The organism is Thalassobacterium maritimum (assembly GCF_031127805.1).
GTDB lineage: Bacteria > Verrucomicrobiota > Verrucomicrobiia > Opitutales > Coraliomargaritaceae > Thalassobacterium > Thalassobacterium maritimum.
Map to the genome: position 1 here is coordinate 1 of NZ_JARXHW010000001.1, position 24332 is coordinate 24332.

Below are 24332 nucleotides of genomic sequence, written 5' to 3' on the forward strand. Positions count from 1 at the left end.
CAGCTGCTAATGCTGAATACTGTCGCCGGGGATGCAAGTAGGAAGCTCATGAAGATTGCGTTGTACGTGAATCTTTAATTTAAAACACTACCTAGTCAGTTAAGTGCGCTACACACATTTTCTAAAGGCCACTCTTCGGAGTGGCCTTTTTTTTTGCTCTGGGATGATAGAGCGCATGCTCATCGACTAATCGCTGTGACTGCACCGAGGTGTAGATTTGAGTGGTCGAAATATCAGCATGGCCGAGCATTTCCTGAATCACACGTAAATCAGCTCCCCCTTCCAGCAGGTGTGTCGCAAAAGAATGCCGTAACAAGTGCGGCTTGATCGGCTTCTTAATGCCTGCCCGCTTTGCGTGCTCTTTAACTAGCACCCAGATCATTTTTCGCGAAATGGCTCGGCCCTGTTGACTCAAAAATACCTCACTCCCGGTGCGCGCTTTTACCAGATGCGGTCGCCCGCCCACCAAATAGTCTCGCACCGCCTGAACCGCCGCACTGCCAATAGGCGCGATGCGCTCCTTGGAGCCTTTACCAAACACCCGCACATAGCCTTCATCCAAATTGATGCTCTGCAACAATATCCCACACAACTCGGAAACGCGCAGGCCACTACTATAAAAAAGCTCCAAAATGGCACGGTCACGCAAACCATGCGGGCTCACAGCCGAGGGCGCATTCAGCAGGCGCTCGACTTCCTCCCGCGTCAGCACATCCGGTAAGTCACGCGAGAGCTTAGGCGAGCCAAGTAGTTCGGTCACATCATCCTTGCGCACATTCTCACGCACCAAGTGCTTCGCCAGCATCCGCAAGGCCGACAGCTTTCGCGCCTGACTACTACGCGCGAAACCGGCCCGACTCAAACTCGCTGTCCATGCCGCCACATCGGCAGACGCCACGTGCTGCCAATCCGCCACGCCCGCCTCTACCAAAAACTCGACACACTGCACTAGATCTCTCGTGTAGGCCGACAAGGTATTTGCCGAAAGTCCACGCTCCAACTCTAACCACGCCAAAAAGCTCTCAAGCGGTTCTGTGAAGGCGACGGGGATCTGATCTAAGAGGTCTTTACTCATGCGTAGGGGCCTCAGTGATGAAGACCGCATCGGTTCGGCTCTGAGCTTCGGCGGTCTTCACAAGTGAAGCCCCTACACGATCAACTTCAAAACATGTGCCTTGCAAGCTCATAGAGCTTGCTCACAATCGCCCTCATTCAATGAACACCACGGATACTCACGAGAACACCATTAAGCCCACCGATTTGCGTGGAATCCTGAAATACGTACCCATGTTTCGCGATCACGTTTTCGTGCTGGCGCTGGACGGCAGTCTAGTCGCGCATGAAAACTTCCAGAATGTGTTGCTCGACATCGCAGTGCTCCGCTCGCTCAACATCAAGGTGGTGCTCGTACATGGCATCGGCGAGCAACTCAAAGCGCTCGCCAGCCAAAAACACACCGCGATCAGCGACCCACATGGCGAGCTCAAGACCGACACCGCCACACTGGAGCTCGCAACTGAAGCCGCCGCCATCGTCAGCCTGCAAGTCATACAGGGGCTCACTCGCAATGGCCTGCGCTGCGCCACTTGCAACGGCGTAAGGAGTAAAGAGATTGGCATCGTCAAAGGCGTCGACCAACTTAACAGTGGCGCGGTCGACAAACTCGATGTGGTCTTATTTAACAAGCTATTGGATGCCGACACGATTCCCGTCATCACCCCGATCGCCTTCAGCCGCGACGGCACTCCGCTACGGATCAACTCCGACTTGCTGGCCTCCGAGCTCGCCTCCAAGCTCAGCGCCTCGAAGCTGATCTACATGACGACTCAAGAAGGGCTCAAAATCGACGAGAAGCCCTTGACGAATCTTCCGGTCGCCGATCTCGAAACGCTACTCGAAACCGCTGCCGAGAAAATTCCCGAGCGCCTACGCAGCAAGGTGCAACACGCCGTCAAGGCCATCAACGCCGGCACCCCACGGGCGCACATCCTCGACGGCCGCCTCTTCGGCGCACTGCTCAACGAGATATTCGACAAGGTGGGCATCGGCACCATGGTTTACAGCAACGAGTATCAATCCATTCGCCGTGCCGTCGAAGCCGACGCGCACTCGATCTTTAACATCACGCGCAACGGTGTTCGCTCCGAAAGCCTACGTGAACGCTCACTGGAGTCCATCGAAGCCTCCATCCACAGCTACCTAGTGTATGAAATCGACGGCAGCCTCGTCGGTTGCGTCAATTTAAAGAGCTACGACGGCGGCGACGTCATCGAAGTCGGCAGCGTTTATGTGCAGCCCTTCTACCAGAACAAAGGCGTAGGCCGCAAGATGGTCGAATTTGCCTGTGCCGAAGCCAAGGCACGTGGGGCCAAACGCGTGATCGCGATGACAACTCAAGCGAACCAGTTCTTTTCCAAGGTCTGCGCATTCACCGAAGGCGACCTGTCTGATCTCCCCGACGAACGGCGGGAGGATTACACAAAAAATGGCCGAAACTCCAAAGTGCTCTATCTCGATTTGTAGTTATTAGCCAAATACACTCAAATGGAACTCTATCATACAACAGACGCCGACGGCATATCTGAGCTGAATCCAAGTATCGATAAAATGCGCGAGCTGCTCGACAGTCTGGACGCACGCGATGCGGATGAAGCCGAGCATCCTGATGTGTCACTCATACACGATCACAGCGGATGGTCGCTTTCGGTCTATCCCAGCGGAGTTGTGACTTTTGAGAATCTCGACGAAGTGGATGACGCACCGCGCTTCATGAGTGGCATCACCCGAAATCAAGCTCTCGAAATGTGGCTAGAGCTCTCCCGCGGCAAGATCCAGCAAGTCAACAGCCGCCCATGGTTACGCGACGAAGCGTAAGGAGAAGGCGACAGTAACGACGGCTGAAACGCGTCGCTCCTACTAACGACTAAAGCGCATCGGTTCTGCTTCGGCGCTGTGGATTGTCCGCAGCTAAAGCAGCCACCGCAATCACGCCCGCTGCGATTGCCGCAAAGGCAAAGCCCGCTCGATAGGCGCCCAGATACAACTCCACCAAGCTAAACAGAAACGGCCCCACCGCACTCGACATCACGATCACCGTCATAAACAGCCCAGAGATCGCGCCTAAATGTTGCCGCCCAAAAAAGCGCGGATACACGATCGAAGACAAGCCCCCAAAACACCCGCCCGCAACACCTTGCCCCAGGATGTGCAGCCAACTAATCGACGGATAATCTCCCATTGCCAGCGCACAAAAACCAAGCATAGCCGACACCGCCATGACGCACAGCAGATACTTGATCCGCACAAAAGGCTGATCCGTGAGCCATGCGACAGCAAAGCCCGAAACCACGGCGACGATCGCAGCTGGCATAAACAGCCTTAGGATATAATCGGTCGACACCCCCAGCTCCTCTCCCACCGCAATGATATGAAAGGCATAGGCCGTGACCACTAAGCCGTTCAATCCAAACATTGCAGTGAACGCCCAAAAGGAAAAGGTGCGCCGCGCTTCCGCTAGCGTATAATCGCGGTAGATGACAGAATCTAGATTCTCTCGCTGCACTTTACCGACATAATCGCCATCCATTTCAAGTCCACACTCCTCTGGATTATCCCTAGCAAAAATCCAGAACAGCAGCGCCAATACACAAATCATAACTAAGCCCATCAGTTGCCAAGCACCCTGCCAGCCAAGTTGCCGAATCAAATATTCGAAGCCCATGGGCGCACCCGAGAATGCAAAGGAAACGACAGCCCCGCTCCAGGCAGTCACGACCCCACGCCGCCGATTAAACCACTTCCCCAGCATCGCGCGTGAAGACATGGTCACCATTCCTTGTCCCGTGAAGCGCAAGAGCGCAAAGCCGACCACCAGCACCAGGCCTGGTGCCAGCCAAGGTCGTGCATCCATCAAAGGCAAATAGCTCAACCAGCGCGAAAACAGCTCCATAAAACTCAAGCCCAGCAACACCACGCCCAAAGCCAGCACAGAATACACCAGCGAGCGCCGTGCACCGCAACGGTCGAAAAAGCGCCCCCCCGCACTGAGCCCGAATGCGCTCAACAAAGTGCCCAGCATATACGCCACACTCAACTGCATCGCACTCAATCCTAAGGCATCTGCTAAACGTGCAGTAAACACACTCACCCCTACGGTCTGCCCCGGCATACTCGCCGAAACTCCGAGCGTGGCAAATACTACGATCATCCAACCATAGAAGAATGGCCAACGTCGCGGTTGTAGCGGAAAGTCCGGTCCCCAAATTTTAGATTGTTTACCCATTTCAGAACACATTCTCTCAGACATAGCCGCACAAATCTGCTGTGTCGATAGACAGTTATATCGAATAATACTACAAATACCTTCGAACAATGGAATAAACAGTGCCCGCGTGACTTCTAATTCCCATGACTACAAAACTCACTCATTCACTCGATCTATCTCAGACCACTCCACGCAGCCCGCGCGCCACGCTAGCTGGCTTTGTGGTGGCTGCTCGCATGCTGGATAAATGCCGCGCCGTCATAGCCGGAACCGCCGACCAGTATCATTACAACTGCCCCTTGGATCAAATTTTCCTAGAATTCACTGGAATCGATGCAGATGCCTTCAAGGATTTTGTCGCGACCGACGCTGACGATGCCGCCGTGGCCGAATGGATCCAAGCCAACAGTAAATCGCTCACGGAAGAAGAAGTTGTAGTCTGGAACAACAGCCTGCGCTACAAGCGAATCAGTGAAATGCCCGCGAACTTGCAAGTATTCCTCGAAAACTACATCGCCGAAGTAGTGCCTGCTGATAAAATTGTTTATTACTGGTTCGACGTTTACGATATCGAAGAAGGCCGCATCTAACATAAATTTTCCAAGGTTATTAATCAACGGGAGCCATTTGGCTCCCGTTTTTTTGTCTACAGCCAAAGAATTCATCACACTATATAGTTGATTTACTGAAAGTTTACAAATAAGCACCTAGTTAATCATCATCGGGCAGGCTTTCATCAAGGATCATCCAACAGCCGTATAAGTAATCCAAGTAAACCAACTTTCACTTGAACTCATTCCTATGAAAAAATCACACGCTGCAATATCACTCTTAGCCATCACCGTATCTGCGACGTCAAGCGCTGCTGTTTTTGAAGGGCTCTCGACTCAATTCAACGCCATGATTTTCGGGAATTTCTACGGCATGGGAGGCGACACTGAAGGCCGACATTTCACATCTGGAAACGTTACCGTGAACGACGGCAGTAACTTATACACGGTGGCCGATGCCGTCGTGGCGCCCGACTTGCCCTATTCCCCCGGCAGGCACGACTTGATCATTGGCGGCAATTTCACCGGCAAGGCCTATGTGTTGACAGAAAGCGCCTACGTTGGGGGCAGTTTAGTCAATGGCGTTTCCACCGCAGAAATTCAAGTATACAACGGCGCCCCCTTATCAGGCTCTTATTACTCAAGTGGCACAGGCACTGTGACTACCAATGCAGGCCCCTTCGATATAGATTTAGCCACTGGACAAGCAGTCGCCAGCGGCAGCGGAGCCTCCTTTGATGCAATACTCACGGGCCTACGTGCCGACTCGCTGGCATTTTCACGCTTGGCAGATACTCCAGGCACTGTCGCGACCAACGATGGCTACGGCTCTGTCGGCATCACTTTTACCGGCGACCACGACATCTATGTTTACACCGTAAGCGAAGCCGACTGGGATGGACAAAAATATCGGACTATTACAGCGCCAGAGGACGCGACTGTCATCATCAACGTTGAAGGCAGTGAGATCGATTTATCCGGCACAATGAATGTCACTGGAACCGAACTGACCAACGTCATCATTAATTACCAAGAAGCGACTTCGATCGCGATGACCAGTATGGATCACAATGGGGCAATGCTGGCCGTGAATACCACCTCTTACGAACAAACAGCAGGCGGGCTCAACGGAGCCGCATTCATCGCAGGCGAAGTCGAGAAAAACGGAGGCGGAGAGTTTCATAATCACCTATTTACTGGCGACTTATCTGCAGTGCCCGAGCCGAGCTCCTATGCATTGCTAGTCGCAATGACCGCGGGTGCATTCGTCGCAGCGAGAAGACGACGCTAGAGCCCATGGCAGAAGCGCTGAAAAGCGCTAGGCTCGCGCGGCCGAGGCGCAACGCAGGCACAACGCATGCACAATTCAGCAGCTGACTTCATTTTCACAAACGAGTCCGCTACACAAAGGCGGCTTGCCGCGCGCTGACTGCCCAGTCGTAAATCGACTCATATTTAGCAGCCGAAGCATCCCAACTGTAATCGCCAGCCATGCCGTTTTGCTGCAACTGCCGGAACGCATCAGGTCGATCATAATAAGTGGCGCAGGCCCAGCCGATCGCATAATACAGCGCATCGGCAGTCGCCTGATTAAACACAAATCCAGTGCCAGTACCCTGCTCTTCGTCGAATGGCTCCACCGTATCAATCAGCCCACCCGTGGCACGAACCACTGGCACAGTGCCATAACGCATCGCGTATAACTGCCCCAAACCGCAGGGCTCAAAACGACTTGGCATGATGAAGCAATCCGCGCCCGCAATGGTCAAATGCGCGAGTTGATTATTGAAGCCGATATAGCTGCCGAAGCGGCCGGGGTGACGCTGCGTCAGTTGATCGAAACTGTGCTCCAAGTCCGGCTCCCCGGTGCCGAGCACCGCAATCTGTATCTGCATATCCGCCATTAAGCGGTCGCAACACGCAGCCAAGAGATCGAGCCCCTTCTGCCCCACGAGCCGAGAGACCACTGTAAACAGCGGCTTATCTGGATTCACTTCGAGACCATAGGCCACTTGTAACGCTGCCTTGACGGCTGCTTTGCCTGCCATATCGCTAGCCGAAAAATGCGCTGGAAGGTGAGGATCCGTCGTGGGATTCCACTCATCTAAGTCGACGCCGTTGAGCACACCTATCAGGTCGGAAGATCGAAAGCGCAGTAAAGCATTCAACCCGCAACCACCATCGGGCGTCTGCACCTCACGCGCGTAGGTCGGGCTGACTGTGGTAATTTTAGTTGCGTGGTAGAGGCCGCCCTTGAGCATATTGAGCTCCCCCATCGACTCCAAGCCATCGCTGCGAAAGACCGAGTTCGGCAAACCAGAAAACTGGAGCAAGCTGCGATGAAACCAGCCGTGATGTTGCAAATTATGAATGGTAAAGACCGAGGCCGCCCGCCCCATAGGACGCTCTGCTTCAGTGGTATTCATATAGACGGGCGTTAAAGCACAAGGCCAATCATGGCAATGCACCACGTCGGGAATCCAATCCATTTGCTCACAAAAATCAATCGCCGCACGACTCAGAAAAGCGAAGCGTTGCCCGTTGTCATCCTCATTCCCCGAGGGGCCGACGTAGACTGCAGGCCCACCGAAATACTGATTATGCTCAATAAAGTAACAAGGCAGTTCCGAACCCGGCAAAGTATGCTGCCAAATACGCCCATAAGCTTCGTGCCCGCCGAGTCGCACGATGAGCGGGCGCTCCAAGGCTTGCGCACCATCAAAATGCTCCATCTCCGCATAGCGCGGCATCAAGATACGCACATCATGCCCACGTGCAGCCAGCGACTTCGAGAGCGCAGCTACCACATCGGCCAAGCCGCCCACTTTCTTAAAAGGCGCCACCTCGGGAGCCAACATCAGGATACGCTGCCTTTCCATATCTACTAGCTCTTGGCTTCCGTATTCTCAGGCGCATTCCAATCTTCGTGCTCGTCTTCGAAATCCTGTAATTTAAAATTAAAAATCGGCAGCAGACAGATCAAGCCGACGCAGGTGAAGCCAAGAATCGCAAAACCAGTCACGTCGTGCACAGAGCCAATATCACCGATCAAAGGCAAGACCCAGTGCTCGTCGATCGCCTGCGAGCCATTATAGTAGGCCCACAAAGTTAAAAAGATGCTGCGGATCAGATTAGTCAGCACCGCAAAGATCATAGCGGCACAGACCAACAAAAACTTTTTCCAGAAACGATCCAAGAAGACAGCCGCCAGAAAAGAACCGGCAAATAAACAAGCCGTCAAAGAACGAATACCAGAGCAAGCCTCCTCAACCCCCACTTGCCCCTCGGGAAGGATGAGCACATTACCTTCACGCTCCAATTCGAAACCGAGGAAATCAAAAGAATGAAAGACAATGATCGTGACCTTGGTCAGCAAAAAGACGCGAATCTTAGTTTCTAAGACAGAGACCAGTGGCGCCGAAATCATCCAAATCAAAGCTGGAAAGATAAACAGTGCCGCTAGCGCCAGGCGCTGCTTCAGAGGCATCAGCTTCCCATCCACCCGTTGCTTGGTAAAAATAAAGACGCCACTCAAAGTCAGCCCCCCGAGGCTGGCTGCAATCGCCAACGATGCCGGATTCTGCGGTCCGGTGGCCGCACGCAGGAGCGCCCCAATCCCAAAGAGCAGCAAAGAGGCGCAAAAGGCCGCAATCGCAACCCACTCAAACAGAGAGCTAAGCCCACCACTTTTAGCAGGAGCTGGGGCAGGCTCCCCTGGCGCATGCCCCGAAAAGAGATAACTGCGCAGCACTGGCCAGCGATCATAGAGCACATAAGCCGAAAAAAGTGGCACCAGATAGCCAAAACTATAATCCTCGCGATTGGCCCACCAGAACAGTTGATCCCAAATCGTATACAAGGCAAAGCCAGCGATGAGGCAGGCCACTGCTATTTGCTCCGGCAAGAGATTTTTAAAGGTTTGGTTTTCGGTTTTCGTCGTCACGGGGATCAGGTGCTCACAATCGGAATAGAAGAAGTCAATCTAGGGCGAAGAGTTGTCACGCTTGCAGCCTATAGCAACCCAGAAAAGCGGATTTTCACTCCAGTGAGCGAGGCAAATGATTGTCACGAAATCGACACCACTTTGGCGTAAAAGTGTGGACAAGCTTGAGTTCTGGCTTCTCGATATTGCGCATTATGATGATTCGAGAAGTCCCGCAAAATTTTAAGCTCACCTACTCTCAAGAGGATATTGCCTACAGAGTCTATAAAATGGCGGGACAAATGCGACACTGGGTCAAAGATGCCCAGGTCAACGATGGGCAGCAAGTGCTCGCGATTTGCATCCTGCGTGGCGGCGTCTTTTTCTTTGCCGATCTACTCAAGCAAATCCCCTACACAGTCGAACCTTCTTTTTGCCGGGCGATGAGCTACTCCTCAGAGAGTAACACGCAAAGCGAAGAGTTCCGTCTGGTAGTCGAGCCCGCGGAGATGAAAGGACGCCACGTGCTCCTAGTCGACGACATCTGTGATAGTGGCAAAACACTCAAGCACCTGCACGCCTATGCTCTCGAAAATGGCGCAAAAATGGTCAAAACCGCAGTGCTCATCCACCGCAATCACGCAGCATCCGTCTACACCCCGGATTACATCGGCTTCGAATACACTGGCACCGAGTGGTTTGCGGGTTACGGCATGGAAGACAAAAACCACAATTCAAATTTCCCGGAAGTCTACACCATCCCCTGCCAATAGCTGCATGACGAAGGACAATGCACGGCGGTATGTCGCGACATCCAGTTAAAGGTAAAAAAGAGTGACATTAGTGCAATAGCGTTCACTATCCTTAGTCAGATAAGGATAAGCAATGCTAGGAATCACACAGTCTGCAGCACTCGTCGGCGTCGACGCGCACCTCGTACAGGTCGAGGTCAATACAGGCGAGGCAGGCGATCCTCGCTTCATCTTAGTCGGCCTCCCTGACACCGCCGTAAAAGAATCGCAAGATCGCGTCCTTTCCGCAATGGCCAACAGTGGCTTTCGCACACCCGCGACACGCACCACTATTAACCTCGCCCCTGGCGGCCTACGCAAGGAAGGGCCCGCCTACGACCTTCCCATCGCCCTCGCCATCCTCGTCTCTATGAAAAAGTGCGAAGATGCCGAACTGGACAACTTTCTGATCGCGGGCGAACTCAGCCTATCGGGCAAGACGCGCCCCGTTAAAGGCACCTTAGCCATGGCGATGCTGGCCAAACGCCTCGGCAAGCGTGGGCTGATCGTGCCCGCAGAATCAGCCGACGAAGCGGCCCTCGTGGACGGCGTCGCGATCTACCCCGTCGAAAGCCTCGACGAAGCGGTGCGCTTTCTCAATCACGAGCATATCATTAAGCCCCTCCCCACCAACCAGAGCAGCTTCTTTCAAACACCCCCCGAGAGCCAGCGTATCGACTTTGCAGAAGTCAAAGGCCAGCAAGCCGTGCGGCGCGCCGTCGAGATTGCCGTCAGTGGTGGACATAATCTGCTGATGATTGGCAGTCCGGGTTCGGGGAAGAGTATGATTGCCAAACGGATACCGACCATCATGCCGCAGCCGCAGATCGACGAGTTCCTCGAGATCCTCAGCATCCAGTCCGCCGCAGGCACCACACTTTCCAGCGACAACCGCTACTTCCAACGCCCCTTCCGCTCGCCCCATCACACTATCAGTGATGTCGGCCTACTTGGCGGTGGCTCCATTGTGAGCAACAAGAGATAACTGGAATTTACAAAAATAAACTGGAAATACGAGGCACTTTAAACTCATAGAACAGATTATTTAGGAAAATCATATAGCACACACCAAAGGAGCAATTTGAGAATGCCTGATCAAAACACTGAATTAATTTCTTTATTTTGGCCTGAAAATGACAACCAGACATATCTAGTTGCCGGATATGGGCATCTAATTAAAGCATCTAATCGGAGTTACGAGTATGACGTAATTGCTACCTTAATCCCGGCTAATCCACTTGAGAAAACTCCAGACTTTCGAGATGCCTACGACTACCAGAAACAGTCGCGACATAGAGTGCCGGTTCCCGACATGCTAAAGTTCCCACCTGGAACCTTCATCAAAAATGCAGAAGAAACCGAATGTCCTCCAAATTTTCGATTTCCAGAGGCCTCAGTCGATGTTGATCCCTCAGGAGTCATTTATCTCCAAAACGTCGCAAAAAACACATTCTCATACCATCCAGCTAAGCAACTGCACGACGAAAACTTCGCATTGATAACTGATGAAGTAAATAAAAGCAAACTGTATGCCCCATGTTGGAACATCATTTCCAGTTGCTTTGGCAGCTCGAGTATGCTGCTCAATGCAATCCTTCAAACTCCTGCCCAGTATACCCATACTGATTATAGTAGCCATTTCATCAATCTATTCACAGCCAAGTCCCAGATTGATCATCCGAAAAAAAGCATCCTTATTGAGTATGCCGACCGCCAAAGAACTAAATCGCATAAGGATATCGTTGAAATCTTTTTTGATCGTCGCACTCAGGAACAAATCATCGACTTGCGCAGAGCGATCATAGCTCAGTTCAATAAAACTCAAACACACCGCCCCAAAGCCAGAGTTTCCTTTAAGTTCCCTTGGGATAATGCTTTTAGCCTTCGGTATACTTATCGAACACTCGCAGACTATCGCGGCTACAAGCAAAGGCTGATTCAGAGATTTACTGAAATCTCATATACATCTCCTCACGAAGGCTACAAAGTTACTCGATTGGGTGAATCATCGATACCAACTGGCATAAACGAAGACGGAGAACCAAGTGGAGACAATCGGCACCAAAAAAAGAGAGGAAAGCGAGAATCAAGAGCGCCTAAACCAAATGCGACTTCATTCAACGTCGAAACATATGGTTGCGCAAAGCCTGCTCATGATCGATTCTCAATTGGCGTATCATCAGAAAATGAACGCCTTCCACCACCTGATTCAGACCCTCAAAATGATCCCAAAGAAGACGGCGAGACACAAAACTATGGAACAGCACCTGCGGAGTCCGATTCGGGCAAGAAATCATTAGGTCGAGGAAATTACAGCGCTGAAAACAACAATTCCTCCGTTAAGAAGTATCCAGTCGATTTCGAGGGGATCTACGAAGAACTTTTGCAACTACCTGATATTTCCGCAGTTCAATCGCCTAGTGCTTCCCCAATACGCGTGAACCAAACTCAAAGAGGAAACTCTTTTACGGACCCACATATTATCAGTGGCTCTGATCGGATCAAGTATCAGCGGCAGTTACACCAAGCGATCATTTCCTATAAAGGAACTACTGTGATACTACTGAATATAGAACGAGTTAACATAAACGACCGATTCTCATTTCCAGGAATTATCGCAAAAGGAGTCTCATCACAGAGATGCGAAAAAATCATCGATGAGATTAAAATGCATATGTGCAGATTGAAGAAATATCCTACAGTATATTTCGAACAGAATCCCGATCTAATACCTTTCAGCAAAAACCACAAAATTCCCCCTCCGCTCGATGAAGCAAATAGAGGCACGGCACGCAGTATCCATAGGGAGCTTAGAGCACTTCTATCTCCGAAAAAGAAACCCAGAAAATCAAAATAAGGCAGACAATACAATCTACTATCGGACCTACAGGCCTATTAGCCTCCAATTACGACTGACTTATTAATTTCTTCGGCAGAAGCTCTAGAGAGGGTACAAAATGCTGCCCGTTGCTCAGACATCTGCATCTGGGCAATTTTCTGAGAATACTTTTCCCTCAGTTTTTCCAATGCTTCCTGATTATTCTTAGACGCCATCATCACAGCCTGCCAAATTCAAAGATTTTTTCAAGTTCATAGTAAAGAGCCACATTAAGCTAATTCCGCAGGAATAATAAACAGGTAGGCCAACTCTTAAGACTCTTTTAGCCTATACAGCCGATTCGTATAATGCCATCATACGAAGCCTTTTGAGCCAAAGAAAGATAAAAACTCAGAAAATGATGCTCTGGGGGCCACAAAGCTGACGTTAATAATGTCGCTGGTTGGAGGGACAGGCTTCGGATATTGGTATAATCCGTGAAGCAGGAATTAGGCATAAGATCCCTTTGGGTGGAGAGCACGGCCCATTGCTGCAAAACAGGGGGCGACCAGAGGCGGGACGGTCGACCTTTGCCAGTGAAGAGGCGAGAGCCGAGTGGAGGTCTGCGGCAGCCGATGCGACGTTGACCGGAAGAGCGGCTAAGCACCTTTCATCGTATCGCGCATTCGCTTTATTAGCTGGGATGGCCCCGAAATCGAGACACCAATGTATGTTTCTGACTCCACCTCAATCTTATGACCTTCAATATCGACCTCAAAGAAGCTTAACTCTTGAGAACCCGCCAACGCCCATCAACCATTTTTCCATTAAGCTTTGATATAGCCGATCTCAATGATCTCCAAACTTCATTGTCATATTCGGCACCTACATTATGAGTAACTAGATCTTCCATTCTAATATCCTAAATCCTTTCCACCAGTTCAACCAGCTGATTCAATTATATCGTCCCAAGATTATTGCTCGGACAAAAAACTCTAGTATCTATCCCATTACGAGTTTCAATTCCATATGCAGAATTGCATTTGCCAAATCCTCGTGGCGAACCGTTAAACTAAAACTCTGGCTTGAAATTAGGATCAACCCAAACTGACTCAACCTGACCAGGCTTCAATTGAATAGAATCAGCATCAAATGGCTCTAATGCAGACAAGAATTCGGAAAATGAATTCGCTATCAACCGTCCCAGTGAACCTTCTTCATGCTCCCACAAGTATACGCGCAAATTACTTGAGGAAAGATAAAAAATGTTTCCCGACGGATCCTCCCAGGGCACCTCACTGCAAATTCGTAAGTCGTTGATTTTTGGTCATAAGGTTGGTCACGGCGTCAATTTTTCTTTGATTTCGTTGGACGAAGGCAGGTGCGGGTAAGTCCGGACGCGTGGTTTTCCAGATTTTGAGGACGGCTCCCCGCAGTAGAGCCAGGTTGGCGGCGGTGTTGCCGGTGCGACAGCGGCATTTGTCTTCGAGGAAGGTGGCGTCCCGGTGGTGGTGGTTTTTGTTTTCCACGTTCCAGCGCAGGCGTATCTGCCCCAGCACGGCTGCGGGAGGTTCCTTCTCCCGGCTGCTCAAGTAGATCCGGCTGCCCTTGGAGTTTTGGCCGGATTTCTTGTCGGTTGATTCGCGCTTGATCTCGGCGACCGATCGTATGCAAGGGAAGTTGACTTGCAGGGGACTGACGGGCATGAGCCGGATCGAGCGGGTGTCGATGCGTCCATGGCCGAGTTCTACCGGTGCGTGCAAAAAGGGGGAGCCGTATGGCTCAACCTCCGGGTGACTTCTTCGAGGGTGGTTTTCTGGTTGGCCTTGAGCTGGACGAGAACATCGCCGCCGCGCTCCTGCACGATCTCCCTGACCAGATTTTTGTTCGAGTAGAGGGCGTCGCCTTTGACCGTTTTGCCTTCGAGCGCTCCTTCGGGCAGAGCTTCCACGAGTTGCTTGGTCAGCTTCTGTTCCTGTCCGTTGCCGGGGGCGGCCTCTTGGGCGACGGGGCTGCCGTCGCGCGCATCGACCAGCGAAACGAGGGTGGCCAGATTGTTGCCGATGACTTTGCCGTCGATGGAAAGCAGTTCCGGCAAGGTTCCGTTCTTGCTTTGCGCTTGCAGCCAGCCGTTCAGGGCTTTCGCCAGTTCCGCAGGGTCGACCGAGGCGAGGACTGTGCGCCAGCAACCCTCGCCGGGCGGTGCCACCACGCGGGGCGCCGCGGGCTTGGAGCGGAATCCGAGGCTGCGCCTCTGCGCCGAAGTCAGATCCTGGCAAAAGCGGAAGATGTCGCTGACGGTCTTGGCTCCGCAGCACAGTGCGAGCACGGTGGTGGCGAGCATGGCGCCGAGCGGATACTCGCGCCCGCGGCGCGAGCGCGAGTCTTTGACCGTGCGCAGGGCCTTCGAGAGGCTCTCGGCTTGCTTGGCCTTGACCGGCATCGCGCCGGGGACACGGGCCTTCGGGTCTTCACCCGGCAGTAGGCGGCTGGGGTCGCGCAGGCGATCCAGCGCGTCGCGTGAGAGGGGTTTGAGCCAGAGGTTTTTGGGGTGCTCGTTGTCTTGGTAAAAGTCGCGACCGCTCACTCTCGCGTAGCCTGCGGTGCGTCCACAGTTAATCCATCCGGCCGCATTGTAGCAGGTGCCCTTGTAGCCCTCCGGATCGACGAAGGTCTCGGCCAGCAAAGGGCGTTTGCCATACCTGTCCTCCCAAGCTTGCGGCAGGGCTTTGACCGCCATGCCCAAGACACGGCTGGCCAGATTGGACGGACGCTTCGAGGGCAACAGCAGGAAGCGGTTGTTCTGAACCAGCCAGCTCAAGCGCTTCTGGCGCGTGCGCGCATCCCAACGCAGATACGCTTCGCGGCCCGCCAACTTTGGGGAGGCTGTCGTCCAGACGACCAGCGCCACCGCTTTGCCTTCGTGGCATACCACTTGGCACAGATGGCGCTTGCGCGCATCCGGACAGCCAAGGTAATGGTGCTTCTCCAGCAAAGCCACATACGTGTCCACATCTTCGTCGCGCCAAAGGCGCAGCTCAAGCCCGCGCAACGCTTCGTCGCTGAGCTCTCCGGTGATTGATTCGATACTCATCCATCAATAACATAGTCGCGTATCCCGGTTTGTCTAGCGTTTATTTTAAATCACTCTGTTTCAGGTTTTTAAATTTTTTCAAAAATGAGCCCTGCGGATCCTCCGCAATTGGAATCTCGTTTCTAGGAAACCCTTCTATCTTATCAGCAAAGCTAGGCACATTTCTAATCGGAATAAAACAATCAACACTAATCCGGACATTTCCATTGAACTGATTATCCTCAGGAACAGCTCCATCAAATTGTCGGACAAATTCTAGATATTCAGGAGGAAAAGAAGTCTGATACGATTTTTCTGCCTGCAAAAGGTCTTGATCTGTCGCAGTACTATATTTTCTTAACTTGAAATTCATCAATCAAATGATCCTCCGCCACAAATCGCTGCAGCACCTCCAGCATGCCCAGTCGATCTATGAATTCCTTTGATTATAAGCTCCATCGTGACGAGATTCAGTCCTCATCGGGACAAAATCAACTCCTTTTAGTTTGTTATCCTTCATGGCCGAATAAAACTCGGCAGAAACGATAATAGCCTTACTCGCCGAGGCACCACTTCCAAAATACTCCTGAGATTGTAAATAGTGCCTACTCCATCCCTTAAATGTCGAAGCCCCGGGAAAGTAACCTTTGTTTATAGGAAGGTATTTTTCACCTTCTTTAGGAAAACCAGTGAGTTCCAGTGGCGATGGCACTACCCCCCCAGACTTGAGTTGCACAACAGTCTTTAATATTTCCCCAGAATCATACTTCACCACGGGTTCACACTCAACACCAAGCGGCTTAAACACACTCTCCCATACTTCAGGAAGAACAAAGAAGACATCATAGATCCAATTAAGTTGGAGCAGATGATTCTTTTTCCAAACTGGTTCTGCTTTCATTTGGAAAGGAGCTTTCTGAAGTTTTCCAATTCCAGTTTTCGGATCATAGCAACTTAGATCATATGTCCTACCAAGGTACCCAAAATCATCATCTGGCATGGGATAACCGTGATGCCAACTTGCTCCCATACGCAACCAACCTGCACTATCCAGTTCTTTTTTAGTAAACTTCGTATCAGCTAAATCAACAGCCTCATACATCTCCACAAGAGATTCAATTTGCGGCCATTGACGGTCTGACTCATCAATCTCCAGAGTACTAATGATGGGACCTTCCTTGAAAGTTAGTCCCATTGCTTTAAGATCTTTAGCTAAATCTGATTTGGTGTTAAATGAAACACGATGCTGAATCTTCATAATTAGTTGCCCTCACTAAAGACGGTATAAAGAGGATGTCCGCGCACAGCTGTTACCTATGTCTTCGGACTTTACAAGATGGCAGGCTCCCGCCTACCCCACTTCGGACGCTTACACCAGAAGCGGGGTAGATCAGGGATGGTCGGCGAGCGGGGATGCGAGTGGACGACCTTTGCCAGTTGCGGCATTGATCCGAGGAGCGGCGAGATAACGACTTCTCCAAGTGACAAGCTAGTCAGTTGCGGTCTGTCTCGGGTGTCCAACCTGATTCTATACGTTCAATTAAGATCGTGTCATTCCAAACACCTCTAATTGGAAGCGAGCGCTGCTCTGGAGATAGCTTTCCGATCTTCCATTCTTTTTCACCGTCCCATAACCACCAAACTGAAACTTTTCTTGTTTGTGGATCGACCATACCAGTCCTAAAAACTGGAAACGATTTTTCTTCGGCCGGGACAACCTCATTCCCTACTATTTCGACGCCCCCGTGATTTACAGCAGCTTGCAAAGGAAAGAAATTCATGAATCGATACACACCTAAAAACAGCTCATCCTAGGATTCAAGCTTTGATGGATAAAGAGATTTAAAGACTCGGAGTAAAGCACCATACTGCTTATGCTTGTGCGTGTAATGTGCGTAAGCATAACCTTTGGAGGTCTTAATTTCTACAATGTCACCAATTTTAATTCTAGCCATAATCTATTTTTCTTCGAAGCTAGGATACCCTTTGGGCATACGGGACTAAGCTATACAGGATAGCCCAGCGCCATGCTAATTTTGTCATCAATCGTCTTATAACTTTGAAGGCCATATTCACCGATTGGCTCGCTGGCCCTAGCTACTTCATTCCCATGCTCGTCGAAAAGCTTTCCACGAAAATCTCTGAAGTAATGGTGCTCAAAAGTCTCATTTGATTCTATAGGTCTATTTTCCACATATTCAAAGTAGCCTTTAGACCAAGGAAGCTGATTGGTTGCCATCGGTTCAACCAAGAGATTTCGGCGATTCAAATCTGGAATTCTTGTTTTATCCGATGACGTTATATTATACATGTAGATCATTATCGTATCTTTAAAACCGCCAATATTAGATGCGGCATTTATGACTCGTCCGTATCGATATTGGTTTGGTTCCTGTTTCAGTTGAAACACGAATATATCCCCATTCTCTGCTTTCTTACGACCTTTGCGAAGTACATTTAAATTCATTGCTTATAATCCATTCGTTTGGAGCCATGACTCTCCCCATTCAACAGCTTCTTAATACCATTCGCGTTTAGGACTAATCGAATTGATCTTATTGTCAAAACTAGGGTTGCGATCAATAAGAGCCCTTTCAATTGATCTAGCCTGCCTACGTTTCTTACGAAGCACATTTAAATTCATCTCTAGAATCCATTCGACTGGAGCCATGACTCGCCCCAATTAACGGCTTCTTGATACCAATCACGCTTAGGACTGATTGAATTGATCTTATTCTCAAAACCTGGATTTCGGTTTATGAGAGCTTGTTCAATTGCTCTAGCCTGCCTTCGCGTCAATGGATCGCTTGTAATATTCTGAAGAACAAACCTGTCACCATGCTGCGCTTGTCTCTTAGCAATGTCCTTACTGATACCCGTATAAACGGGCTGACCATTTCTAAGTCCTAAGTATACCGAAGTATCTGCATTTCCTCTGAGCAAGGATGCTGGGACATTGTCCACATTCCTTGCTAGCGTGTTTGTGGCTTTAGAAAATTTAGTCAAACCAAAACCCACACCAGCAAACTTAGCTCCAGTTGCTGCTTGACCAACCCCAGGCAATGACGCTGCAAGATTTAATGCTGCATCCGCGTAATTACCTCGACCAGCACTAATTCCAGCATTAACAACATCAAATACATTTCCAACGACTGGAATTAATCCAAGAAAGCTAAGACCTGTTTGAACGGAGTCCAACGCACTGCTTAATCCAAGTCCAGTCGGGTCAACAAAAGACATGGGGTTCCCCCCCGCGTAAGCATACCAATTCCATGCTTCACGTGCTGGGTCGCTATTCACAAATCTACGCGTAGTCGGATTATAATATCTATTACGAAGGTAAACGAGCCCATTTTCATCCGTCTGATTACCGAAAAAGCCTGTCCAAAGGAACGGGGTATCATGTAACGCCCCTTCAAAGCCAGAGGTACGTTGCCGATAAGTATGTGCACCAAAGGGGGAATACTCGATGCGTTCGATTACTTGCGCTGCATCATTCGACAATGCAATCGTCGAACCAACGTTATCATAATGATAATACGTTGCAGATCCACTACCATCTACTTCATAGAGTAATCCAACTCCCCAAACATAACGCACAGTCTGACCATCCTTAGTTCGTTGAATCAATTTGCTAAGGCCAAGATTGTTCTCATTTACATAGCTAACACTACTACCATTACCACTAAGAGCCTTACGCTCACCTTCAGGGTCATAACTGTAACTAATACCATCAGCACTCTCCAATCGATTACGGGTATCGTAGTCATATGTTGCAAAAGTCCCATCAGGTAGCGGACCATAAGTCATATTACCATCGGCATCATGAGTCACACTCTGCCCCTCAAATGTCGCCAACTGGTTATCTTCATTGTACGTCATCGAGTTAACCACCGATGGCGCAGCAGAAGATTGCGACTGAGGTAATTGGTATATCCACTCTAATTCATCCGACGGGAAATAATTATTTTTATAGAGGGCGATAAGTTGGCCTGCCGCTGAAAACTCCTCGACGATCTGAGGGCGACCGGCGGCATCATATTGGATCTGGCGTTCAGTACCATTTGGGCGAACCAATCGATCCAAACGCCCATCAGCATGCCAATACAATTGCGTTATCCGTGGAGAGGAAACCGAATCAAGTTTATCGATCACTTGCTTTAGTCGGCCCGTCTTCCAGTACGTATATTCCACGTGCCCAACTCCAGACTCACTACCACCTGGATAGATGATTTTCGCAATATTACCACTGTCGTAATAACGATAACCGATACTGTTTCCGTTTACGTCGGTATATTCGACAACACGATTTAAAGCGTCATAATCACGTTGTATCGTATCCGCACCCTCCGAGATTTCCTCGATATTTCCATTACCATCATACTCTGAAAAATTAACCGTTTCGGTAACCGCACCATTACTATATGCGATGGAGCTCAAACGGCCAGAAGTAGGATCATAGGCATAGGACGCAGTTTGACCTGACGGCTCTGTTACTAGTAATGGCGCACCTCTATGAGTATAATTTGTAACATGTGCACGACTGTTATCCGCATCTAGAGGAGTTATGACATGCGTAGGGCGCCCCAAACCATCATAACGCATCTCGAAGACTTCGGCATGCTTGTTCTTATAGAAGCGGAGATTACCTGTTCTATCATATTCTTTCGTGACAGCTTCTAAATCCGCATCAGTAAACACCTCCTTCGGGTATCCATCAGTAACATCCCCAATTAGCATGTCAGAGACTGAGTACTCGTACTCATATTCTCTATTAGCAGCACTCCCAGGACGTATGGCTTCGATTAAACGGCCATCTCCATCGAATCCAAATGAACTAGAACGTGCGCCTGGACGGACGATCTGCTCTACTTCCTTGTTCTTGTAATAAACAGTCAGAGTTTCACGATTTTCTGCATCGTAGGACTGCGTAATCCAATCCCGTCCGTCTAAAACATATTCACCAATTTGATCATCACCTTCTGACGCAGTTTCATTACTCAAAAACTCATGCGTAAGCTTTTCCGTCGGAGAATAATCAAAGGTCTGCTTCACTCGTTGAGAATCATTATCCTGTGGCAGGATAATACTCTGAAGATTCCCCATATTATCATATTGCCGATCTTCAGTAGCCTCGTCAGCACCGCCTTGGTCATAAATAACCTGTGTAACCTGACGCCGTGCGTTATAGCTGTAATCAGTCTTCGTTCCATTGGGATCAACCAAATAGTCCAAGTCTCCACGTGAAGTGTATTGAAAATCGGTCTGATAACCCCCAGGAGCTTTAGTCCAATCTGGCTGACCATAGCTATCATACGCATTCTCTGTCGTCAAACCATCGTCATCAGTAACTTTCCACACATGTCCGACTCCGGCACCGCTAGCAACATACTCAAAAGCAGTCGTTCCTTCTTCATCAATGACAAATTCAGGACGGTTCTTATCAGAATTTACACCACTGCTAAAATAAACATAATCCGTCTCATTTCCGTCGGGATCAGTCACGAGATCCAGCCGATTATAACTGTCGTATTGATTGATCGTACTACCGCCCCCTAAAGGATAGTCGATTTGAATCAGATTATGATCATTATCATAGTAGTACTTTGTAGTTTCACCTTCAGCAGATATTTTCTGAACAATTCTATCCTGACCATCATAAACCCAAGTGCTCAGATTCCCTTCGGCATCGAGTTTACCAGTAGATCGCCCCCGTTCGTCATAAAAGTAGGTTGTAATCCCGCCCTCGGGATCCTCTTCGTAATTCTCGACACCAGTATAACTCAACTTCCATGTCTTACTCTGATCACCATGCAAATACTGTTCTACAACTCGCCCAAGCTCGTCGTATACGTTCTGAGTTATTGTCTCATCATCATGATTGCGCATACGCACGATACGATGCTCTGAAGCTACTGTAGCAGAAGGATCTCCAGCCACTTCATAATCAAAGTAGAAGTACTTACCTTCTGGGTCAGTTATACGGTCAAGGTTACCCTCAGAATCATAACGATATTCCACAAACCGATTGTCAGTGGAATCAGTTATTCTCTTAATCCGATCTATGTTAACACCTGATGTATAATATGTTATAGTATATCGACGCCCAAAAGCATCTTCAACATAATTGATTCGGTCATCAGCATAATACTCAAATGACATCACATTTCCGTCTGGGTCCTCAATACGCTCCACACGCAACGACTCATCATCTACATCTTGAGTCGGCTCAAAATAAATAGAGTTTCCGTGCTGTCGAGAAAGGACATAATTACCGCCACCATCTTTTGATAGCTGCATCGTTGAACTCGCTGGAGGCTCATAACTCCCATCCGGTTGCTTAATGAACTGAAATGAATTATTCCCAATGGTGATCGAAACAGCATTATTGATCAGGCTATCCAAATACCATCCTACAGTTAGCGCTGACACTCCCCACTCCTTAGGGCTCGCGGAGTGCCGATACAGGTCCGAAGCAACAAGCGTTGCTGTCAATATTGATGCCGCTTGTTGATATGTACCAAGCCCAAGCGACTCTTCTATCGCAGTACGCTCAGCAGCCCGCATATGAAACATGTGAGTCCAACCGTATCCCAAGTTCTGCCGATCACGATCATTTCCAGAGCTAGAGTAATGACGAGCAAAACTCAACCCCCGGGGCGATGGATCCACACCAGTCTCCAAATCAGTATGGGAGAATGTGAATGCACCTGTAGCCATATCGACAGGATCACTACCATAGAAGCTGGGCGTAGTGTAGCTAGGTGGAACATATGGCTTTATAGCCGGAATTGACGGAGGATTATATGTGTAAGTAGGGTTATAATAGCTACTCGTGGAAATATTGGGAGAACTTACATAACCGTAATTTGTTGAATATCCTCCACTGTAACCACCACTAATAATCATACCAGCTTGCGTAGGGGAGCGAATTACCCATCCAGAACCCGACCACTGATCTTGGCTGACACCAAAGTTCTTAGGAAGAAACATCTTCGCGTCATCATTGAGGATGTAATCTTGAAACTCTCCCTTAAGTGACGAAGAATATCCAGATAGTTTACTCTTTACATTAGTTCCAGTGTTCCAATTTGTCGAATCGGTCAAATATAGACGCTGTCCATCTGCATTTGCTTTACGCAGAATATTTACAGTAGAGATCGCCGACGAACCTGGCTGCATTTGCTCAATGATACCATGCTCCATCGCACTCGCAAAAAGAGACCCCAAATGAAAAACATTATCTCTACGACCATCATCAAAGACACCATCGCTCGCAACGCTAGAACTAAGCTGAAGTCCAACATCAACATAAAACCCCTCCTCTTGAGACATTCGGCCAAATCTATGGTGTGCAACATGCAGCACATCATTTTGCGAAGCCAGAATACTATTACACAACTCGGTTTGATACATCCAAGTTAGTCCCATAATATTCAAAAGCTCTGTGCGAACTTCTCTAGAGTCATCAGCCTTTCCATCATCAAGATATGCATTCAGCTGATCATAGCGTTTCTGCAAAAGTCTCCCAGATGGAGCGAATCCATAAATGATAGCATAAGCAAAACCGTCATTTTTCTTATAGGTCTTCGTTTCGGACTTGCTTCCGAGAGTTCCCGGATGCGTTACCGTTGCGGTCATATCAAACGTAGCTCCACTGACAGTTGCAGTATCAATGGGGGCTCCGTCGTCCAGCCGCAATCTTACAGTGTTGCCACTAAAATCCAGTGTTATCTTTTTACCTTCAAGCTCTGAAGTATATAGAGTCGCGTCGATACCACCACTGACCTGAAAACGCACTTTAGTTTTTAATGAATTAGGAATTTGCGTAATATCCGACCACGTAGTGGCACTACCAAAGAAAACCTTAGGTAATGGAAACGCCTCACTAAGGCTCTCAATATTATCAATCGATATCCGACGGCCACTAATCACCTCACGAAAAGTGATATCAGGGTACTCATCCTCAAGCTCCTGAACCAAATCAGCACTAAGTGTATCAAGATAAGAACTAATATTCGTATTGCTTAAATTCTGAATATACCCAGCTCCAGCATTGCCTCCAGCATCGGTCAACAATTGGGATCTGTCATAACCGGCAGATGACAACAGAGCATCAACACCATCAATCGTTTCGTAAGTCTTGTATGATGGATCTAAGTCATATGTTGTGCCACCAACAGTGAGAGCAACATACATACGTTTAATCACAACATTTGCTGTCGAAGGAAAATCAGGAAACCAAACAGCAACATTACCATTATATCCGTCCAACCCTCTCGAGGACAATAATGTACCAGCGAACGTAGCGCGTTTAGCCACATAATCACCAACCCCATTATCTTGTCCACCAGGATAAGCATCCGTTATTGCCTGACCGTATGCATCAATAAAAGTTTCTCCCGGGAATGGTTCATCAGCGAGACCTATCCAATCGACTAAATAATCGTAATCAACTCGCTGCCCACGATATATGTATGAATAATCAGTGATCCCGGAAGCAGTGAGCAATTCACCGAGAAGCAAACACTGATCAAAATCATTACCAGCCCCCTCAAGTAAAGTCAATGAGGCACCTTTTCGAAGTCCATGATACGCCTCATAATCAATATTATTTCTAACGTAATTAAAAATTCTTACAGGATCGCCCTCAAGGGCATCGGCAAGGCTTTGCACCTCAGCACTAATAGACTCAGGAACAGTCAATGACATCATTTGAAATGACGTGGAGCTCTCCTCCTGAAGACTATTAGCGCTAGCCTCCTCAACTGAACCGACTCCCACAATGCCCACACCTTCACGACTCACATCTTCCCAAAGAGGATTCCCTTGAGAAGGCAAAACACTAAAGCCGATCAATGCAGCAACAAGCAAACTAGTTTCTTTTAAAATATTCATAGGTATAAAACTCAT

General features: G+C 49.2%; 18 protein-coding genes. 7 read left to right on the forward strand and 11 right to left on the reverse strand.

The annotated features are described in order from the left end of the window. Nucleotides 1-121 precede the first annotated feature (121 nt). On the reverse strand, nt 122-1075 hold the full coding sequence (gene xerD / locus QEH52_RS00005; RefSeq protein ID WP_308947834.1) for a site-specific tyrosine recombinase XerD: 954 nt from the start codon (nt 1073-1075) through the stop codon (nt 122-124). Nucleotides 1076-1215: 140 nt separating this feature from the next. Between xerD and argA the strand changes: the two genes are divergently transcribed. Then, the gene (gene argA, locus QEH52_RS00010) at nt 1216-2523 is read left to right on the forward strand and encodes an amino-acid N-acetyltransferase (RefSeq protein WP_308947835.1); all 1308 of its coding nucleotides are present in this window, start codon (nt 1216-1218) and stop codon (nt 2521-2523) included. A 21-nt stretch (nt 2524-2544) separates the two neighbouring features. Further along, nucleotides 2545-2874, forward strand: a complete 330-nt coding sequence (locus tag QEH52_RS00015; RefSeq protein WP_308947836.1) for a hypothetical protein — start codon at nt 2545-2547, stop codon at nt 2872-2874. A gap of 49 nt (nt 2875-2923) precedes the next feature. Here the strand turns inward: QEH52_RS00015 and QEH52_RS00020 are convergent, their stop codons facing one another. Beyond that, nucleotides 2924-4282: an MFS transporter gene (locus QEH52_RS00020; protein ID WP_308947837.1), complete on the reverse strand. Its 1359-nt coding sequence runs from the start codon at nt 4280-4282 to the stop codon at nt 2924-2926. Between the two features lie 125 nt (nt 4283-4407). On the opposite strand from QEH52_RS00020, the gene QEH52_RS00025 reads away from it, so the two are divergent. Continuing rightward, on the forward strand, nt 4408-4854 hold the full coding sequence (locus QEH52_RS00025; protein WP_308947838.1) for a DUF5069 domain-containing protein: 447 nt from the start codon (nt 4408-4410) through the stop codon (nt 4852-4854). 211 nt (nt 4855-5065) lie between these two features. Beyond that, nucleotides 5066-6106, forward strand: a complete 1041-nt coding sequence (locus tag QEH52_RS00030; protein WP_308947839.1) for a choice-of-anchor A family protein — start codon at nt 5066-5068, stop codon at nt 6104-6106. A 109-nt stretch (nt 6107-6215) separates the two neighbouring features. Here QEH52_RS00030 and glgA read toward each other — a convergent pair whose 3' ends face one another. Together glgA and QEH52_RS00040 are read right to left on the reverse strand one after the other, a co-directional pair. Further along, nucleotides 6216-7694, reverse strand: coding sequence for a glycogen synthase GlgA (glgA, locus tag QEH52_RS00035; RefSeq protein WP_308947840.1), 1479 nt, complete (start codon nt 7692-7694; stop codon nt 6216-6218). A gap of 5 nt (nt 7695-7699) precedes the next feature. Then, nucleotides 7700-8758 (reverse strand): exosortase/archaeosortase family protein, encoded by a 1059-nt coding sequence (locus tag QEH52_RS00040; protein ID WP_308947841.1) that lies wholly within the window; start codon nt 8756-8758, stop codon nt 7700-7702. A gap of 194 nt (nt 8759-8952) precedes the next feature. Here QEH52_RS00040 and QEH52_RS00045 point away from each other — a divergent pair, with 194 nt between their 5' ends. From QEH52_RS00045 to QEH52_RS00055, 3 genes are all read left to right on the forward strand, one after another. After that, nucleotides 8953-9510 (forward strand): phosphoribosyltransferase, encoded by a 558-nt coding sequence (locus tag QEH52_RS00045; protein WP_308947842.1) that lies wholly within the window; start codon nt 8953-8955, stop codon nt 9508-9510. A 112-nt stretch (nt 9511-9622) separates the two neighbouring features. Next, complete coding sequence (locus QEH52_RS00050; protein WP_308947843.1) at nt 9623-10513, forward strand: YifB family Mg chelatase-like AAA ATPase; 891 nt, start codon at nt 9623-9625, stop codon at nt 10511-10513. 102 nt (nt 10514-10615) lie between these two features. Then, on the forward strand, nt 10616-12385 hold the full coding sequence (locus tag QEH52_RS00055) for a hypothetical protein (RefSeq protein ID WP_308947844.1): 1770 nt from the start codon (nt 10616-10618) through the stop codon (nt 12383-12385). Nucleotides 12386-13641: 1256 nt separating this feature from the next. Here the strand turns inward: QEH52_RS00055 and QEH52_RS00060 are convergent. The 7 genes from QEH52_RS00060 to QEH52_RS00090 all read right to left on the reverse strand — a co-directional run bounded on the left by QEH52_RS00060 (nt 13642) and on the right by QEH52_RS00090 (nt 24317). Beyond that, nucleotides 13642-14109 (reverse strand): transposase, encoded by a 468-nt coding sequence (locus QEH52_RS00060; RefSeq protein ID WP_425609270.1) that lies wholly within the window; start codon nt 14107-14109, stop codon nt 13642-13644. Further along, nucleotides 14094-15440, reverse strand: a complete 1347-nt coding sequence (locus QEH52_RS00065; RefSeq protein WP_425609271.1) for a Druantia anti-phage system protein DruA — start codon at nt 15438-15440, stop codon at nt 14094-14096. Before QEH52_RS00065 ends, QEH52_RS00060 begins: the two co-directional genes overlap by 16 nt. A gap of 40 nt (nt 15441-15480) precedes the next feature. After that, nucleotides 15481-15792: an SMI1/KNR4 family protein gene (locus QEH52_RS00070; protein WP_308947845.1), complete on the reverse strand. Its 312-nt coding sequence runs from the start codon at nt 15790-15792 to the stop codon at nt 15481-15483. A gap of 57 nt (nt 15793-15849) precedes the next feature. Next, nucleotides 15850-16677 carry a hypothetical protein gene (locus tag QEH52_RS00075; protein WP_308947846.1) on the reverse strand — a complete coding sequence of 276 codons (828 nt, stop codon included), beginning with the start codon at nt 16675-16677 and terminating at the stop codon, nt 15850-15852. Between the two features lie 235 nt (nt 16678-16912). Beyond that, a complete protein-coding gene (locus QEH52_RS00080) occupies nt 16913-17200 on the reverse strand; it encodes a hypothetical protein (RefSeq protein WP_308947848.1) in 288 nt (95 codons plus the stop codon). 224 nt (nt 17201-17424) lie between these two features. Beyond that, entirely contained in the window at nt 17425-17886 is a 462-nt protein-coding gene (locus tag QEH52_RS00085) for an Imm26 family immunity protein (protein WP_308947850.1), read from the reverse strand. A 179-nt stretch (nt 17887-18065) separates the two neighbouring features. After that, nucleotides 18066-24317, reverse strand: a complete 6252-nt coding sequence (locus QEH52_RS00090; protein WP_308947851.1) for an RHS repeat-associated core domain-containing protein — start codon at nt 24315-24317, stop codon at nt 18066-18068. Between the last annotated feature and the right edge of the window lie 15 nt (nt 24318-24332).

Coding starts and splice junctions, on each gene's coding strand:
- xerD (WP_308947834.1), bottom strand. CDS start 1,075: ATGAGTAAAGACCTCTTAGATCAGATCCCCGTCGCCTTCACAGAACCG.
- argA (WP_308947835.1), top strand. CDS start 1,216: ATGAACACCACGGATACTCACGAGAACACCATTAAGCCCACCGATTTG.
- QEH52_RS00015 (WP_308947836.1), top strand. CDS start 2,545: ATGGAACTCTATCATACAACAGACGCCGACGGCATATCTGAGCTGAAT.
- QEH52_RS00020 (WP_308947837.1), bottom strand. CDS start 4,282: ATGGGTAAACAATCTAAAATTTGGGGACCGGACTTTCCGCTACAACCG.
- QEH52_RS00025 (WP_308947838.1), top strand. CDS start 4,408: ATGACTACAAAACTCACTCATTCACTCGATCTATCTCAGACCACTCCA.
- QEH52_RS00030 (WP_308947839.1), top strand. CDS start 5,066: ATGAAAAAATCACACGCTGCAATATCACTCTTAGCCATCACCGTATCT.
- glgA (WP_308947840.1), bottom strand. CDS start 7,694: ATGGAAAGGCAGCGTATCCTGATGTTGGCTCCCGAGGTGGCGCCTTTT.
- QEH52_RS00045 (WP_308947842.1), top strand. CDS start 8,953: ATGATGATTCGAGAAGTCCCGCAAAATTTTAAGCTCACCTACTCTCAA.
- QEH52_RS00050 (WP_308947843.1), top strand. CDS start 9,623: ATGCTAGGAATCACACAGTCTGCAGCACTCGTCGGCGTCGACGCGCAC.
- QEH52_RS00055 (WP_308947844.1), top strand. CDS start 10,616: ATGCCTGATCAAAACACTGAATTAATTTCTTTATTTTGGCCTGAAAAT.
- QEH52_RS00065 (WP_425609271.1), bottom strand. CDS start 15,440: ATGAGTATCGAATCAATCACCGGAGAGCTCAGCGACGAAGCGTTGCGC.
- QEH52_RS00070 (WP_308947845.1), bottom strand. CDS start 15,792: ATGAATTTCAAGTTAAGAAAATATAGTACTGCGACAGATCAAGACCTT.
- QEH52_RS00075 (WP_308947846.1), bottom strand. CDS start 16,677: ATGAAGATTCAGCATCGTGTTTCATTTAACACCAAATCAGATTTAGCT.
- QEH52_RS00080 (WP_308947848.1), bottom strand. CDS start 17,200: ATGAATTTCTTTCCTTTGCAAGCTGCTGTAAATCACGGGGGCGTCGAA.
- QEH52_RS00085 (WP_308947850.1), bottom strand. CDS start 17,886: ATGAATTTAAATGTACTTCGCAAAGGTCGTAAGAAAGCAGAGAATGGG.
- QEH52_RS00090 (WP_308947851.1), bottom strand. CDS start 24,317: ATGAATATTTTAAAAGAAACTAGTTTGCTTGTTGCTGCATTGATCGGC.